General features: G+C 58.5%; 16 protein-coding genes, 1 tRNA gene and 1 pseudogene. 5 read left to right on the forward strand and 13 right to left on the reverse strand.

The window, feature by feature from the left end:
* Window positions 1-175 precede the first annotated feature (175 nt).
* From MUY35_RS07170 to MUY35_RS07185, 4 genes are all read left to right on the forward strand, one after another.
* Window positions 176-1,396, forward strand: coding sequence for a CoA transferase (locus MUY35_RS07170; RefSeq protein WP_248365038.1), 1,221 nt, complete (start codon window positions 176-178; stop codon window positions 1,394-1,396).
* Between the two features lie 95 nt (window positions 1,397-1,491).
* Window positions 1,492-3,534, forward strand: coding sequence for an ASKHA domain-containing protein (locus MUY35_RS07175; RefSeq protein WP_248365039.1), 2,043 nt, complete (start codon window positions 1,492-1,494; stop codon window positions 3,532-3,534).
* Between the two features lie 53 nt (window positions 3,535-3,587).
* A tRNA-Gly gene (locus MUY35_RS07180) sits at window positions 3,588-3,661 on the forward strand.
* Window positions 3,662-3,723: 62 nt separating this feature from the next.
* Window positions 3,724-4,212 carry an acyl-CoA thioesterase gene (locus MUY35_RS07185; RefSeq protein ID WP_248365041.1) on the forward strand — a complete coding sequence of 163 codons (489 nt, stop codon included), beginning with the start codon at window positions 3,724-3,726 and terminating at the stop codon, window positions 4,210-4,212.
* 3 nt (window positions 4,213-4,215) lie between these two features.
* On the opposite strand, the gene MUY35_RS07190 is transcribed toward MUY35_RS07185, so the two are convergent.
* From MUY35_RS07190 to MUY35_RS07200, 3 genes and pseudogenes are all read right to left on the reverse strand, one after another.
* Window positions 4,216-5,040, reverse strand: a complete 825-nt coding sequence (locus MUY35_RS07190; protein WP_248365043.1) for a sulfite exporter TauE/SafE family protein — start codon at window positions 5,038-5,040, stop codon at window positions 4,216-4,218.
* A gap of 8 nt (window positions 5,041-5,048) precedes the next feature.
* On the reverse strand, window positions 5,049-6,056 hold the full coding sequence (dusA, locus tag MUY35_RS07195) for a tRNA dihydrouridine(20/20a) synthase DusA (RefSeq protein ID WP_248365047.1): 1,008 nt from the start codon (window positions 6,054-6,056) through the stop codon (window positions 5,049-5,051).
* Window positions 6,057-6,125: 69 nt separating this feature from the next.
* Window positions 6,126-6,302, reverse strand: a pseudogene (locus tag MUY35_RS07200) (3-hydroxyacyl-CoA dehydrogenase); the annotation flags it as partial.
* 221 nt (window positions 6,303-6,523) lie between these two features.
* On the opposite strand from MUY35_RS07200, the gene MUY35_RS07205 reads away from it, so the two are divergent.
* The gene (locus tag MUY35_RS07205) at window positions 6,524-7,963 is read left to right on the forward strand and encodes a GSCFA domain-containing protein (RefSeq protein ID WP_248365050.1); all 1,440 of its coding nucleotides are present in this window, start codon (window positions 6,524-6,526) and stop codon (window positions 7,961-7,963) included.
* 64 nt (window positions 7,964-8,027) lie between these two features.
* Here the strand turns inward: MUY35_RS07205 and MUY35_RS07210 are convergent, their stop codons facing one another.
* The 10 genes from MUY35_RS07210 to MUY35_RS07255 all read right to left on the reverse strand — a co-directional run bounded on the left by MUY35_RS07210 (window position 8,028) and on the right by MUY35_RS07255 (window position 16,380).
* Window positions 8,028-8,795, reverse strand: a complete 768-nt coding sequence (locus MUY35_RS07210; protein WP_248365053.1) for an SDR family NAD(P)-dependent oxidoreductase — start codon at window positions 8,793-8,795, stop codon at window positions 8,028-8,030.
* 81 nt (window positions 8,796-8,876) lie between these two features.
* Window positions 8,877-10,658, reverse strand: a complete 1,782-nt coding sequence (gene sulP / locus MUY35_RS07215; protein WP_248365055.1) for a sulfate permease — start codon at window positions 10,656-10,658, stop codon at window positions 8,877-8,879.
* A gap of 42 nt (window positions 10,659-10,700) precedes the next feature.
* Window positions 10,701-11,036, reverse strand: coding sequence for a TIGR01244 family sulfur transferase (locus MUY35_RS07220; protein ID WP_248365057.1), 336 nt, complete (start codon window positions 11,034-11,036; stop codon window positions 10,701-10,703).
* Between the two features lie 25 nt (window positions 11,037-11,061).
* Window positions 11,062-11,949, reverse strand: coding sequence for an MBL fold metallo-hydrolase (locus MUY35_RS07225; RefSeq protein ID WP_248365059.1), 888 nt, complete (start codon window positions 11,947-11,949; stop codon window positions 11,062-11,064).
* Window positions 11,950-11,994: 45 nt separating this feature from the next.
* The gene (locus MUY35_RS07230) at window positions 11,995-12,438 is read right to left on the reverse strand and encodes a YeeE/YedE family protein (RefSeq protein WP_248365061.1); all 444 of its coding nucleotides are present in this window, start codon (window positions 12,436-12,438) and stop codon (window positions 11,995-11,997) included.
* A gap of 12 nt (window positions 12,439-12,450) precedes the next feature.
* The gene (locus MUY35_RS07235; RefSeq protein WP_248365066.1) at window positions 12,451-12,885 is read right to left on the reverse strand and encodes a YeeE/YedE thiosulfate transporter family protein; all 435 of its coding nucleotides are present in this window, start codon (window positions 12,883-12,885) and stop codon (window positions 12,451-12,453) included.
* Between the two features lie 174 nt (window positions 12,886-13,059).
* Entirely contained in the window at window positions 13,060-13,518 is a 459-nt protein-coding gene (locus MUY35_RS07240) for a DUF302 domain-containing protein (RefSeq protein WP_248365067.1), read from the reverse strand.
* A 125-nt stretch (window positions 13,519-13,643) separates the two neighbouring features.
* Window positions 13,644-14,918, reverse strand: coding sequence for an NAD(P)/FAD-dependent oxidoreductase (locus MUY35_RS07245; RefSeq protein ID WP_248365068.1), 1,275 nt, complete (start codon window positions 14,916-14,918; stop codon window positions 13,644-13,646).
* An 85-nt stretch (window positions 14,919-15,003) separates the two neighbouring features.
* A complete protein-coding gene (locus tag MUY35_RS07250; RefSeq protein ID WP_248365069.1) occupies window positions 15,004-15,714 on the reverse strand; it encodes a c-type cytochrome in 711 nt (236 codons plus the stop codon).
* A gap of 78 nt (window positions 15,715-15,792) precedes the next feature.
* The gene (locus tag MUY35_RS07255; protein WP_248365071.1) at window positions 15,793-16,380 is read right to left on the reverse strand and encodes a thioredoxin family protein; all 588 of its coding nucleotides are present in this window, start codon (window positions 16,378-16,380) and stop codon (window positions 15,793-15,795) included.
* Window positions 16,381-16,393: the final 13 nt, after the last annotated feature.

Genomic DNA, 16,393 nt, shown 5'->3' on the forward strand with positions numbered 1-16,393 from the left:
CGTTCTTTAATGTCTGTTTCTAGCGGCTGTCGAACGGTGCAGCACTGAATGCGGTAAAGGAGGTGCAGAAATCCTCCTCCTTCCCCTTGGTTAAATGCTGTAATTGACTCACCTCAAAGTCATCGCGAAATGCGACCTCTACGCAGAGCCTGTGCAAACAGGAAAGGACAGGCCGATGAGCGCGCCGCTTGAAGACATCACCATCCTCGATCTGACCCATGTATTGGCTGGCCCCTATTGCTCGATGATCCTGTCTGATCTGGGTGCGAAGGTCATCAAGGTCGAACAGCCCGGCACCGGGGATGACACCCGTCATTTTCCACCGTTTCGCGATGGGCACAGCGCTTACTTCGCCACCATTAACCGTAACAAGCAATCCATCGCCCTGGACTTGAAAGACGACGCGGATCGCGCTGTTTTTGAACGGCTTTTAAGTCACGTAGATGTAGTGATGGAAAACTTCCGCCCCGGCGTGATGGAACGTTTGGGCTATGGCTGGGACAGCCTCAGCGAGGAATATCCGCATCTGATCTATGGCGCGGTATCCGGCTTTGGGCATACCGGCCCCGACTCGCAACGCCCGGCTTATGACATGGTTGTGCAGGCGCGTGGTGGCGTCATGTCGATAACCGGCGAAAAGAACCGCGATCCCGTGCGGGTTGGTGCCTCGGTCGGTGATATCGTGGCGGGCATGTTTCTGGGCCACGGGCTTCTGGCGGCGCTATATCAACGCCAACGCACCGGGCGCGGGCAGCAGGTCGATGTTGCGATGCTGGACAGCCAGCTTGCCATTTTGGAACACGCCGTTGCAATCACCAGTGAAACTGGTGTTCCCCCCGGCCCGTCTGGCGCGCGCCACCCCTCGATCGCGCCGTTCGAAGCGTTTCACACCGCCGATGGTCTGCTGGTCATCGCCTGCGGCAACGACACGTTGTTTGCAAAGTTTTGCGGGGTAATCGGCAAGCCAAAATGGGCGAAATGGCCCCAGTTCGCGACCAACCTAGCCCGGTGCGAGAACGTCATGCTGCTGCGCCGCAAGATCGAGACGGTGACACTTGCCCATCCGCGCGCGCATTGGATCAAGCTGTTCACCGAGGCTGGTATCCCCTGCGCCCCGATCCAAAACGTGGCCGAGGCGATGCGGGATCCGCAAATCCTGGCCCGCAACATGGTCGTGGACATGCCCGCCCCCGATGGCAAGACACCGTTCCTTGCAGCGGGCAATCCGATCAAGATGACCGGTCTGGAGGATATGGTGTCGCCCGGCCCCGCGCCTCTGCTGGATGGAGATCGCGATCAGATTTTAGCTTGGCTTGAACAGCAGGACAGCAAAACGCGACCTGAAAACCAGCCGGACAACGTGCAATCACCGCCCGTTTCTGCCCGTTCTGCTTAAAAAAGACGTTTTGCGCCCGAAGATGACGCAGGCAGGCATTGCGCCTGACTGTGCCTTTCGTAGATTGGGCAAAATTCAGCAAGGAAGACGCGCGCATGTCACAGGATCCTTTGGTCATATTCACCCCGTCCGGCAAACGGGGCCGGTTTGCTGTGGGCACCCCCATTTTGACCGCTGCTCGTCAGCTTGGCGTCGATCTGGATAGCGTCTGCGGCGGACGCGGGATTTGTTCGAAATGCCAGATCACCCCCAGCTATGGCGAGTTTTCGAAACACGGCGTCACCGTGGCCGAGGATGCATTGTCCGAGTGGAACAAAGTCGAGCAGCGCTATGACGACATTCGCGGTCTGCCCAAGGGGCGCCGTCTGGGCTGTCAGGCCACCGTGCAGGGCGATGTGGTCATCGACGTGCCGCCCGAAAGCCAGGTGCACAAGCAAGTGGTGCGCAAACGGGCCGAGGCGCGCGACATCACGCTCGATCCATTGGTAAAGCTGTTTTATGTCGCGGTGGAAGAACCCGATATGCACGAACCATCGGGCGATCTGGAGCGTCTAGTTCAAGCCCTGAAAGACCAATGGGAACTGGAAGATGTGAAGGCCGATCTGCACATCCTGCAATCCATGCAGCCGGTCCTGCGCAAAGGCGACTGGAAGGTCACCGTCGCGGTGCACTTGGGCGATGATGAAAACCCGCCCCGGATCATGCATCTGTGGCCCGGTTATTTCGACGGCGCAATCTATGGGGTCGCAATAGACCTTGGCTCGACCACCATCGCCGCACATCTGTGCGATCTGGCGACGGGTGAAGTTGTCGCCTCGTCCGGTTTGATGAACCCGCAAATCCGGTTCGGCGAAGACCTGATGAGCCGGGTGAGCTATTCGATGATGAACCCCTCGGGCGCGCAGGAAATGACGGATGCGGTGCGCGAGGGGCTGAACGCGCTGTTCACCCAAATCGCCTCGGACGCCGAGATCGACAAGGGCCTGATCATGGATGTGGTCGTGGTCTGCAATCCGGTCATGCATCATTTGCTTTTGGGGATTGATCCGTTCGAACTTGGCCAGGCCCCGTTTGCGCTTGCGACGTCCAATGCGCTTCGCCTGCGGGCGGATGATCTGGACCTATCGATCCACCATTCGGCAAGGGTCTATCTGCTGCCTTGTATTGCGGGTCATGTGGGTGCGGATGCGGCCGCCGTGGCGCTGTCTGAAGCGCCCGACAAGTCCGACGACCTTGTGTTGGTGGTCGATGTCGGCACCAATGCCGAGATCCTGCTGGGCGACAAAACCGGCGTGATGGCGTGTTCCTCGCCCACCGGCCCCGCCTTCGAAGGCGCGCAGATCAGCGCGGGTCAACGGGCCGCGCCCGGCGCGATTGAACGGGTCGAGATCGACCCAATCACCAAAGACCCCCGTTTCAAGGTGATCGGATCGGACCTGTGGTCTACCGAAGAAGGCTTTGACGCCGCCATTGCGACCACAGGTGTCACCGGCATTTGTGGCTCCGGCATTATCGAGGTAATTGCCGAAATGCGCATGGCCGGGCTTGTCGATGCAGGCGGGTTGATCGGATCGCCCGAGCAAACGGGCACCGACCGTTGCTTTGCCGACGGGCGCACCTATTCGTATCGCCTGTGGGATGGAGACGACGATCAGGGACCGATTGCGGTCACCAACGGCGACATTCGCGCCATCCAGATGGCCAAGGCCGCCCTGTATTCCGGCGCGCGCCTGTTGATGGACAAGCGCGGCGTTGATGACGTGGACCGCGTGGTTCTGGCGGGGGCGTTCGGCGCGCATATCTCGTCCAAACACGCGATGGTGCTCGGGATGATCCCCGATTGCCCGCTGGAAAAGGTGACGTCGGCTGGTAACGCTGCTGGCACCGGGGCGCGTATCGCGCTTCTGAACCGTTCCGCACGCGCCGAAATCGAAGAAACCGTGCGCAATATCCTAAAGATCGAAACCGCTGTCGAGCCACGCTTTCAGGAGCATTTCGTCAATGCCTCGGCCATGCCCAACGCGGTTGAGCCATTCACCATCCTGCGAACTATTGTTCAGCTTCCCGAACCCAGCTTCAACACCGGTGGCGGCGACGGCGAAGATGGCGGACGGCGGCGCAGACGGCGGCGCGGGTGATCATCGCCGTTCCACTTGACGCCCCATCACCGGTGTCATAACCAAAGCGCATCGCGGGTGTAGCTCAATGGTAGAGCAGCAGCTTCCCAAGCTGACGACGAGGGTTCGATTCCCTTCACCCGCTCCAGTATTCCTGACTTTGCCGGGTGCCTATACCAGCGCAGCTGGCGCAAACGCCAGAGGCCACTCATGTCCGACCCATTCGCCCATATCCCGTTGGTCACCCCCCTGAACGCCGCGCAACTGCAAAGCGTGGGAGTGCCCGGCGGCTGGAACTACGGTTTGGCCGACCGGGTCAGGTTTCACGAACTTGATGCGCTGAACCACGTCAACAACGTCGCCTATTTCCGGTGGTTTGAATCGATCCGCATCCCTTATTTCGCCCATGTTCATGTGACCAGCTATGATGAGGGCGACCCGCAGGTCGTGCTGGCGACAAATTATGCACGCTATTTCAAGCCGCTGCATCTGGGCGACAACTATGTCATCACGGCCCGCACCAAGAGTTTTCGCAACAGCTCGTTCGTGATGGAATACGGCACCTATGTGGACGGCGAACTGATGTGCGGGTCTGAAAGCGTGATTGTGACGCTGGAACAGGACGGTGTGACCAAGCGCCCTCTGCGTGCTGACACCATCGCAGCTTTCCGGGCCGAGGGCGCCGAAGGTCCGGCGTAACGCTCACCCCAACAAAGCCTTGCGCAGCATGTTCAGCGCCACCAGCGTCAGGAACACCGCAAACACTCGTTTCAGCGGTTTCGGGTCCATCGCATGGGCAACTTTGACGCCGTAAGGTGTGGTGATCATCGTCATTGCCACGACCAGCGCGAAGGCTGGCAGGTTGACCGCTCCGACAGTGAACGGCGGACGGACCTCAGGGGCTATCGACACAAGCAGGAACCCAAGCACGGACGGCACCGCGATCAACACACCGAAGCCCGCGGCTGTCGCCACCGCATTGTGGATCGGACGACCGTGTAGCGTCATCAGCGGCACACCAAAGCTGCCGCCGCCGATCCCCATCAGCACCGACAAAAATCCAAGCGCAGGAGAGAAAAACGCGCGACGCAATCCCGTCGGCATCACCTCGGCCAACCGCCAATTGGCGCGGCCAAGGCCCAGATACGCCCCGATCACCAACCCCAGCCCGCCAAAGATCGCCTGTAAAACAGTCGACCGCAGGCCCGAGGCAACCAGCACACCGATCACCGCCCCCACCGCAATGCCCGGCGCCCATGTTTTCAGGATGTCCCATTCCACCGCGCCCTTGCGGTTATGCGCCATGACCGAGCGGATTGAGGTTACGATGATCGTTGCCAGTGATGTGGCCAGACAGATCTGCATCAACTGGTCAGACGCGTATCCCAACGCCGTGAACGTGTAGAAAAATGCAGGCACCAGCACGATGCCTCCGCCCACGCCAAGAAGGCCCGCCAGAACGCCAGCGAAAGCGCCGATGACCAGCAAAAGCCCGGCCATCGGCATAAGAAGGGAAAGGTCTGGCATGGATGGCCTCAGCTTGCGGGAACGTGTTCGGGGACATGTGACAGGGCCTCGGCCACCAACGCAACCCCCGCGCCGTCACGCGTGGCCCCTTCCGAGAGGATGCGCCGCCATTTTCGTGCGCCGGGGCGACCGGTGAATATGCCCAACATGTGGCGGGTGATCGAATGCAGGCGTGTGCCGCAGGCAAGTTGTGCTTCGATATAGGGATACATCGCCTCGACAACCTCGTGGGCGGTGCGCGCAGGGCGCGTGTCGCCAAAGATTGCCTGATCGGCCCCCAAAAGCACCGCCGCCGGATCGTGATAAGCAGCCCGCCCAACCATCACCCCATCCATGATTTCCAGATGTGCGCGGGCCTGATCCAACGTGGTGATGCCGCCATTGACCGACAGATGAAGATGCGGGAACGCCTTTTTTATCCGATGTACCAAGGGATAATCGAGCGGCGGAATATCGCGATTTTCCTTGGGGCTTAGCCCCTGTAGCCACGCTTTGCGGGCGTGAATTGTGAAGCGCCTGACGCCAGCGGCGGCGACGGTTTCGATGAACGCAGGCAGAACTTTATCGGCACATTGCTCATCAACCCCAATCCGACATTTTACCGTTACCTCAATATCTTGGGCGGCGTCCTTCATCGCCTTCATACACTCGGCCACAAGCGGCGCATCGCGCATCAACACCGCCCCGAACGTGCCGGATTGAACGCGATCCGAGGGGCAGCCGACATTCAGGTTCACTTCGTCATATCCGCGCGCGACGCAAATCTTTGTCGCAGCCGCCAATTCCTTCGGGTCGGACCCACCAAGTTGCACGGCCACGGGATGTTCTTCGACATTGTAATCCAAAAGATGCACGGCTCCGCCCCGCACCAAGGCGGGCGCGGTCACCATCTCGGAATAAAGCAGCGCATGACGGGTCATCAACCGATGGAAATACCGGCAGTGACGGTCAGACCAATCCATCATGGGTGCGACGGACAGGCGCGCGGCTTTTCGTATGTCGATGTTGTAGCTCATCGCGGGCTACATAGGGGAATGCCCGGCACAATGCCAGCGGTTAGACGCCGGGGCGCAGCGGCGGCATTCTTAACGCGGCGCCATACGGATGGCACCGTCCAGCCGGATGACCTCACCGTTCAGCATGGAGTTCTCGACGATATGGCGCACGGTGGCAGCGTATTCTGCCGGGTCACCTAGGCGCGAGGGAAACGGGACTTGTGCGCCAAGGCTGTCCTGCACCTCTTGCGGCAGACCCGCGACCAGCAGGGCCATTCGACCGCCCAGAGCGTTGGTACGAAAACGACCCTAAGCGGACCCCTACCCGACAATGTACGGGTCACGCTGTCCGGCCGCTCACCGCGACGCTCAATGTGGCGTTCTGACCCTGTGCATATCCACTTAAACGGGTTGCACTTACACCTAATCTTCGCATAGATACGCGCGACAATTCCCCTTCCATTGAAACAGCAATCGAAAGAAATTCCATGGTTTCCACGAAACAGGCACTGCGCACCCTGAAACAGAACGGTGCTTTGGGAAAATGGCAAAACGTGCAGAGCCGACTATATGAAAAATGCGACCCTGAAATTCTCCCGAAATTCAAGATCGCGCAGGGTGAAACGGTTTTCACAATCGGAAGCTGTTTTGCACGGAACATGGAAGAGGTTTTGTCAAAACTTGGATATGACATTCCAATGTTGTCATTTGGTGTTCCGAAACATGAATGGAGCGCCCGGCCACAAGGCATTTTGAATAAATACACGCCGCCCGCCATTTTTCAGGAAATCGAGTGGACGGCCCGTATTCTAACGCGCGACGGCGTTATGGCAGCGTCAGATTGCACTGAAATGCTCTATGAGGTCGGCGACGACCAGTGGATTGATGGCTGGCTAAGCGGATATGTTCCGGTTTCGTTTGAGCGCGCAGTCCAACGCCGTCAGGAAGTATTTGATGTATTCAGCAAAGCGTTCAGTTCAAATTACTTGGTCATCACACTCGGATTGATTGAATGCTGGTATGACCGCGAACGGAAGCGCTACATTCAGGAATGCCCTGCAATTCGACCGAGCTTTCTAAAGAGATATCAAAACGACATTGATTTTGAAGTCATTGATTATGAAAAATCGCTCGATCTGGTTCAGCGCTCAATTAACTTGATTGAGCAGGTCAACCCGAATGCAAAAGTGCTGATTACTGTCTCACCCGTATCGCTTGCATCGACGTTCACCAACGAGGACGTTATCATCGCGAACAGCTATTCTAAGTCAGTTTTGCGCGCGGTCGCTGGTGCAGTATCCAACGGGTCGGACACGGTTGGCTATTTTCCCAGTTATGAAAAGATCGTGCTGACAAAAAACTGGTCCACATACGCAGAAGACCTGCGCCACGCGTCCGACGAAGCTGTATCAGGTATCGTCATTTCGCTTGCCAGAAGCTATTTGGATGTCAGCGAAGATCAAATCGCCGAATTTCAAGGGCGTATGCAGGACAGTTGGGACGCGAAAGCAGAAGTTAATGCTATTGTCCTGAAAGCCCAACAAGAGAAAAGCGACTCTAACTACCTTGAAAGCGCCGCATCTTTTGCCAAAGCTGCCGAAGTCGAAAAACGTCCAAATCAAAAACTGCATCTGAAAGCGCGGCAAACCAACATGCTGATTTTGGCGGGTAAACATACAGAAGCGCTGGCAATTGCCGAAAATGAGATTGCATCGGGTCGCGAAAACCCCGAACTCTACTTCGCGATTGCACGCTGCATGGTCAACGCGGGCAACCAAAAGGGCGCCGTGCCAAATTTGGAAAAGGCATTGGCGCTTAATCCAAATCGTCTAGATATCTCGAATTACTTGTCGTCACTGACGCCACTTAACAATACCATCAGGCGTTCGCGCGTAGCCAATTGGGCCAAACGTCTGATTAGGCCTTAAGCCCGGACGTTTTTTTACGCTTGGCCTTACTGGACAACACCGACTGGCGACCGAGTATGACTGCTTAACGCGGCGCCATACGGATGGCGCCGTCCAGCCGGATCACCTCACCGTTCAGCATGGAGTTCTCGACGATATGGCGCACGGTGGCGGCGTATTCTGCCGGGTCACCTAGGCGCGAGGGGAACGGCACCTGTGCGCCAAGGCTGTCCTGCACCTCTTGCGGCAGTCCCGCGACCATCGGGGTTTTGAAGATGCCCGGCGCGATGGTCATCACGCGGATGCCGTCGCGCATCAGGTCGCGCGCCATGGGCAGTGTCATGCCCACCACGCCACCTTTTGACGCTGCATAAGCCAGCTGGCCAACTTGCCCATCAAACGCCGCGATTGAGGCTGTGTTGACGATCACGCCACGTTCGCCGTCATCGGTCACCGGGTCGGTTTGCGACATGCCCGCCGCCGCTTGGCTGGCGCAGTTAAAGGTGCCGATCAGGTTCACGCCGATGGTCTTGGCAAAGATGGCAGGGTCGTGGGGTTCGCCCTTGGACTGCGTTTTCGAGGCGGGTGCAATACCCGCACAATTGACCAGGACATGCTCCTGACCATGGGCCGCGCGCAGGGTTTTGAACCCTTCGGCGACCGACGCAGGGTCGGACACGTCCACTTTCGTAAAGGTGCCGCCAATCTTGTCGGCCATCACCTGCCCGGCGCCTTCGTTCAGGTCAAAGATGCCAACCTTCGCCCCGGCTGCGGCCAGCGCTTGTGCAACAGCGCCGCCCAACCCGGACGCGCCCCCGGTGACGATAGCAACGGTGTTTTCAGTGATTTGCATAGCAAGCCCTCCGCTTATGGTCTGCTGCGACATAGCAAGAATTGCACAAGCGTTCAATAAACTCCGGAAGGTGCCCCTATGTTACGCAGCGTCGCCCTGCCCCGTCCTGATCGGCACAGCCCCGTTCACAGGCCCCAACGCCTGCATGGCGGCAAACTGGGTCAGATACACGCAACCGGTCAGATGCTCGAGGAAATCTATGCGTTTCAAACGATCCATCACCGGGCCTTTAACCTCTGACAAGCTGAGCGTGATGCCAGCGTCGCCCAACTGCCGGTTCAGTTCTTCCAGCGTTTCCAGCGCGGACAGGTCGATCTCGTTCACTGCCGAACACATCAGCACCACATGCTTGATGCCGCCCTTCGCGACGCGGGCCAGCAGGTAATCCTCGATAAACCGCGCGTTGGCGAAATAGAGGTTCTCGTCCAGGCGCAGCGTCACCAGTTCCGGGTGGGTCAGAACCTTGTGGCGTTTGATGTTACGGAAATGCTGGGTGCCGGGGACCAGCCCGACCTCGGCAATATGAGGCCGCGAGGTTTTGTAAAGATACAGCACGATGGACAGGATCACGCCTGCCGACACGCCAATTTCCACTCCAAAGCTGAGGGTCAGCAGGATGGTTGCCAGAACGGCGGTGAAATCCGCGCGGTGATAGGCCCATGTGGCGCGCAGGATGTGAAAATCCACAAGGCTCAGCACGGCGACAATGATGGTCGCGGCCAGCGTGGCCTTGGGCAGGAAGAACAGAAGCGGCGTCAGGAACAGCGCAGCCCCGGCGATGCCGATCGCGGTGAACCCACCGGCCGCCGGGGTTTCCGCGCCTGCGTCGAAATTGACGACCGACCGCGCAAACCCGCCTGTCACGGGATAGCCGCCCGACATGGCCGCTGCGATGTTCGACGCCCCCAGCCCCACGAGTTCCTGATCCGGCACGATGCGCTGACGCTTCTTGGCAGCCAGCGTCTGCGCAACCGAGATGCTTTCGACAAACCCGATGATCGAGATCAGCAGCGCCGAGCCAAACAAGCTGGTCCAAAGGTCGGCATCAAAGCTGGGGAGTGTCAGCGGCGGCAGGCCTTGTGGCACGTCGCCAACAATGGCCACCCCCTTTGATTGCAGGTCAAACCCCCAGCTGAGCAGCGTCGTCACGGCCACTGCACCGACAGGTCCGGCCTTTGCCAAAACTTCCGCCAGTCGCGGGCCAAGGCCCAGCGACAGCAGCAATGGTTTCAAACCTTTGCGCACCCAAAACAGAAACACGACAGACGCCGCCCCGATGGCAAATGTAATGAAGTTGGTTTGGCTGACATGCGACAGAAGCGAGCCGAGAAGCTCAAACAAAGAATGCCCATGCGCCTCAACCCCGAGGATATGTTTCAACTGGCTGGTGGCAATCAAAAGCCCGGAGGCCGTGATGAAGCCTGCGATCACAGGATGGCTCAGGAAATTCGCGAGGAATCCCAGCCGAAACACGCCCATCACCAACAGGATCAGGCCAGACAGAAACGCCAGCGTGATCGCGGCGGCGGCGTATTCGGCAGGGTTGTCCAACCCAAGATTGCCCACAGCGGCCGCCGTCATCAGGCTGACCACCGCCACCGGACCCACCGCCAAGGCGCGCGAGGTGCCGAAGATCGCATAGGCCACCAGCGGCAGGATTGAAGCGTAAAGCCCCATCTCGGCCGGCAAACCCGCCAGCAGCGCATAGGCAAGCGATTGCGGGATCAGCATGATCGTCACGATCACCGCCGCCACCAGATCCGAGGTCAGTGCAGCGTTGTCGTACCGCGCACCCCAATCCAGAATGGGCACATAGCGCCTGAGGGCCGCGCCGCGCGCCGCCGGTGTCAGCTCGGGTTTCATGAGCGTTTTCCTAAGTTGATTGCGCGGGTTAGCCCCTGAAGCTTACGCGTTGGCTTGTGCGGTCATCCACAGGATTTCGCAGCGCGCGCCCGACCGGCAATAGGCAAAGACCGGACCCGGCGCTTCGTCCACAACGCGGCGAAACTCGTCCATGACGGCAAACGCATCTTCCCGGTTCGACATTGGGAGGAATGATGTGGCAAGCCCTGCGGCCTCGGCAGCGGCACTGATTTCGGCCCAAGTTGGCTGGCCCACCTCTTCCCCGTCAGGGCGGTTGCACATGACCACAGTGAAACCCGCCGCCTTAATGGCCGGGATGTCGCCCACGGTGATCTGCGGGGCAACCGTGACCCGGTCATCCAGTTTCTTCATTTGCATCTGTTCTGCCTTTCTAAGCATCGGCTCAAAGCGTGTTCACGGGCACTTTGAGGAATGTTTTGCCATCCTCATCCGCGGGCGGCATGTCGCCTGCGCGCATGTTGACCTGAAGCGAAGGGATGATCAGGCGGGGCATGTCCAACTGGGCGTCGCGTTCGGTGCGAAACTTCACGAATTCCTCTTTGGTTTTGCCACCACCCACATGGATGTTGTGCGCTTTTTCATCCGCCACTGTGGTTTCCCACTGAATGTCGCGCCCATTGGGGCCATAATCGTGGCACATGAATAGCCGCGTTTTATCGGGCAGTGCCAGCACCTTCTGGATCGAGTCATAAAGCTCGCCCGCGTCCCCGCCGGGGAAGTCGGCCCGCGCTGATCCACCATCGGGCATGAACAGCGTATCGCCCACGAAGGCTGCATTGCCGATCACATGCACCATGCAAGCGGGGGTGTGGCCGGGCGTGTGCATCACGAAAGCGTCCATCGTGCCGATCTTGTAGGTGTCGCCATCTTCAAACAGCCGGTCGAATTGGCTGCCGTCGCGCTGGAACTCGGTGCCTTCGTTAAAGACCTTGCCGAAAACTTCCTGCACCACGGTGATCTGGCTTCCAATACCGATCTTGCCGCCCAACTGCTGCTGGATATAGGGCGCGGCAGACAGGTGGTCGGCGTGAACATGGGTTTCGATCAGCCATTCCAGATCAAGTCCCTCGGCCTTGATATAGGCGATAATCTCATCGGCATGATCATGCGTGATACGGCCAGCGGCATAGTCGATGTCCATCACGCTGTCGATCACCGCGCACGCGTTCGAGTCGGGATCTTTCACCACATATGAAATGGTGTTGGAATCCTCCTCAAAGAAGGCTTTTACCTCTGGTTTGAGGGCGGTGTTGACGGGATAGTCGCTCATGACATGTCCTTTCCAGTCTGCGCGGGCGCGCTCGGCGCCCAATGATTAGTTTGCTTGCGCGAGGTCGCGGCGGCGCGCGGTGTTTGCGATCACCCAGCGGGCCAGAAACAGGCCTGCAACCATAGACGCGGTGAAGATCAGAACCGATGGGTTGCCGGTCGAAATCACCGGCAATGCGGCACCGGGGCAGAACCCTGCCAGGCCCCAGCCAATCCCGAAGGTGAACGACCCCAGCACTAGTTTGCGGTCGATCAGCCGGGTGCCGGGCAGCTTAAAGTTTTCAGCGAAAACCGGCTTCTCGCGTTTGAAAACAAGCACATAACCTGGTGCTGCAACCAGAAGGGCCGCCCCCATCACAAAGGCAAGGCTTGGGTCCCACGTCCCGGCAAAATCAAAGAAGTTCAAGACCTTAGCAGGATTTGCCATGCCCGAGATTGAAATCCCAAGACCGAAGACCAAGCCAACAACATATGTCAGGAAAAGTTTCATCTGTCGTTCCCCTTACAGGCCAATGACGTGACGGGTCAGAAAGACCATCAGCGCGGTGCCCGCCATGAAAGTCAGCGTCGCCACGATCGAGCGCGGCGAAAAGCGGGCCATGCCGCAAACCCCGTGCCCCGAGGTGCAGCCAGAGCCATATGTGACGCCGACCCCAACAATCAGGCCACCCACAATCATCGACAAGGTCGAGACAGGCACCTGAATTTCAGGAAAGCCCCCGGTAAGGGACAGATAGACAAGCGGGCCAGTCAACATGCCGGCCAGTAAGGCGGCGCGCCACGACCAGTCGGTCGAGCTGCTGGGTTGCAAAAAACCGGCCAAAATACCCGTTGCGCCAAACACGTTACCGCGCAGCCACATTAGAAGCACCGAGGCCAAGCCAATCAGCGCGCCCCCAAGTGTGGATGCCAGAGGTGTGAATTCGGTTTCGATCATGTCCTGCCTCACCAAGTTTTTCGTTCGCATTGCTAAATTAGGGTGGGTCACGCGCGGCTACAAGCTTTACATTCGTTTTTTTGAATGTTTTTTCTTCCTGCCGTCACGTAACGAAAAAACCCCGCCTGCCATTCGGGCACGCGGGGCATGATTTTACAAGGGTTTCGGCTGTTTTCAGTTCGCAACGGCCTCTTGCACGATCTCGTCCAGAAGCGCCTGAACTTTCTGCATGTCGCCGTCAGGATATTTGCGATACCCGACGCGAACCTCGCCTTCCTTATCGGTTACAAAGATACCGTAAGGACAGAAGGCGATGTTCATCGGGTCGGGCTCCATCACCTCGCGGCTGATTTGTGCTGAGCAGAACAGGAATATGTCCGCCCCATCATAGATGGTCACATCCGAACCGACATCAGCCTTCGTGCGCTCCAGCATCGCACCGGTATGGCTGACATAGTCGATGACCAGTCCCTTGCCGACGATGGCGGATTCCACCGCGAAGGTCGCGTCATCAAACGCGCCGTCAAACGCATAGGTTATGGCATTGTCAGTTTCCTGCATGGTGTGGTTGTCAGCTAAAGCTGGCGCGGCCAATAGGGCAGCGGACAGGATGAGGGTCAGCAGACTTTTCATAAGAGGCTCTCCTTGACGTTTCGCGGGCAAGGCCCCTGCCCTGACCTTTGATTGCACCGGGGGCAGATTGCCCGCCCCCGCCATTGTTCAAAACATATTCTTTCTGACGAATGTTTGCAACAAACTCAGCCGAACATGTCCGAGGTAATTCCGGCATACCAGCCAATACTTTCCTCATAGGTGGCTTTGCGCAATGTGGCATCTTCGCCGGTCTGGCTGATGAACCCATCCACCTTGGCGATCTTTTCATCCGTCGCCTCGTAACTTGCGCCCACCTTGACGCCATCGTCTGCGTCGATCAGCGACCAACAGGTGTTGGTGAACTTGGCCGGGAACAGCTTTGATCCCGTCAGTGCGGACCGCACCGCCATCGCGGCCACCTTGGCCTGACTGTTGGCGGCGAAGCCGGACTTGGGCATGTCGCCCTGATGGCTGGCGTCGCCCAGCACATGAATGTTTTCATCCACACGGCTTTGCATGGTGTGTGGGTTCACCGGTGCCCAATTGCCATCCGTGATGCCTGCAATCTCGCAAATACGCCCGGCCTTCATGGCGGGGATCACGTTGCAGACATCGACCTTGGTTTCCTCGCCATCAATGGTCAGCGTCATCGTGTCCGGATTGACCGAGACGTTGCCGCCCCCGAAATCCGGCCCGATCCAGTCAATCATGCCGTCATAGTGCCGACCCCAACCTTCCTGAAACAAAGCCATTTTCGAAAACTTCTCTTTCGGGTCGGCGATGATGATCTTCGCGGTCGGGTTCTTTTCCTTCAGAATATGCGCCACCATCGAGATCCGCTCATACGGCCCCGGCGGGCAGCGGAACGGGTTGGGTGGGGCGACCATTGCAAACGTGCCGCCTTCGGGCATCGCCTCGATCTGCGCCTTCAAAAGCTCGGATTGCGACCCGGCCTTATAGGCGTGGGGCATCTTGTTTTGCTGGGTGACATCCCAGCCCTCGACCGCGCCATCGACAAAATCAATGCCGGGCGACAGGATCAGGCGGTCATAGGGCAACGTCGCCCCACCGGCCAGCGTGACCGTGCGCGCCTCGCGGTCAATCCCGACCGCCCAGTCATGCACCACGTTGACCCCGAACTCGGACGCCAGCTTGCCATAGCTGTGCGCAATCGACCCAAGCTCGCGGAAGCCCGCCATGTAGAGGTTCGAGAAGAAACAGGTGTAATAGCTGCGCGTCGGCTCAACCAGTGTCACATCGATCTCGCCGTTGCTGTCCTTGGCGATGTAACGCGCGGCGGTTGCCCCGCCAGCCCCGCCGCCGATAACAACCACCCTAGGTTTGCCGTCGGTCGAGGCATGCGCCATTGGTGCCGACAACGTCGCGACAGCCGCCCCCGCCGCAGCCCCACCCATGAATAGACGTCTGTTCAGTTTCATACGAATTCCTCCCGGTTTGGTGCGAGGTCCGCGCGCACCGTTCGCGTTGGGCCGGCCCGTCTCGGCCAGCCCCTTTTTTGTCCTGCTATGATCCTGCGGCCTCGAAATAGGCGGCCAGGGCGGCAATCTCGTCATTGGACAGGCGACCCGCCATCATTTGCATCACGGGATGGGGCCGGAACTTGTCCTTGTAGGCGTGCATGGCGACCACGAAATCTTCGACCGGCCAGCCGATAATGCCCGGAATACCGTCATAATCACCATCCAGCTGATGGCACGACACACATTCCGACGACAGGTATTCGCCATATTCCGGGTCGCCCTGAATGGCGAGGATGGCGGGGTCGACCGAATGATCGGTGCCCGCAGCCGTCGGCGCGGCTTCCGGAATGTTGCTTGGATCATCGGAATACCTGCGCAAAAATGCAAGCAAATCAGTGCGTTGCTGCGCGTCTTTCAACCCCTTATACGCCATCCGCGTGTCCGACGCGAAGGCTTTGGGGTTTTCGACATAGCGATCCAGCAGATCAAAGTCCCAGACCAGCCCGTCTTTGCCCATGCGCGTCAGCCCGTTGGAGTAGTTGAACCCCTCAATCGCGGCCGCGCGACGGCCGAAAAGACTGTTCAGATGCGGCCCGACCCGGTTTTTCGCCCCTTGCCCAACGGAATGGCAACTTGAGCATTCGCGAAACACGGCCTCGCCCTTGTCGGCATCCCCGATCTCGTTGGCAAAACTCGGTGTCGCTGTGACGGCCAAGGCGGCAAAGCAGGTCGTAATGTGTCGAATCCAACGCATGCAAAAAGCGTAACGTGTTAACCTGACGCACTCAATAATATTCATATCATGATGCGTGCATTTGGCTGGAATTTTCGATCACCACACGTCAGGCGTTTCGCCCTTCTCGTCCATCTGCTGGAACACATCCTGAAGGTAACGCTGGAACACCTGATCCTGATAGGCATCGGTCGAGACGTATTCGAGCGATTTCAGGAAATGAAACGGCTTGAAATAGCCCGGCATGCGGAAGGCTTCGGCTGTGCGGGCGGTGCTGGTATCGGGGGCATCGGCGGGAAAAATCACCACGGTCGGCGTGAAGTTGACGCCCCATTTCACCGCCAGATCACGTTCTTCCAAGGCCTCGCCGTCGAAATCCACCACCTCGCGCGCACCAAACAGGTTCAGCTGCACGACCATGAAATTATCATTCAGGTGGGACACAATTTGCTCACGGGCAAAGTTGACCTCGTGCAGTTCGCGACAATAGGGACAGCCCTGCTGTTCGATCAGGATCAGAAGGTCTTTGCCATCCGCCCCGGCTTCGGCCAAATCATCGGACATTTCAAGAAAACTGTCGGTGAACCATGGCTGCTTGTGCAAGCCGTCATCGCCCAATTCAGCGGCTGTTGCACTGGTCGCCATTGTGAAGGCAAGAACACCAAGGATTACTGTTAGAAAGCGCATCGGACCCTCCCGC

Source organism: Aliiroseovarius sp. S1339 (genome assembly GCF_023195695.1).
In the GTDB taxonomy this organism is placed as follows: Bacteria; Pseudomonadota; Alphaproteobacteria; order Rhodobacterales; family Rhodobacteraceae; genus Aliiroseovarius.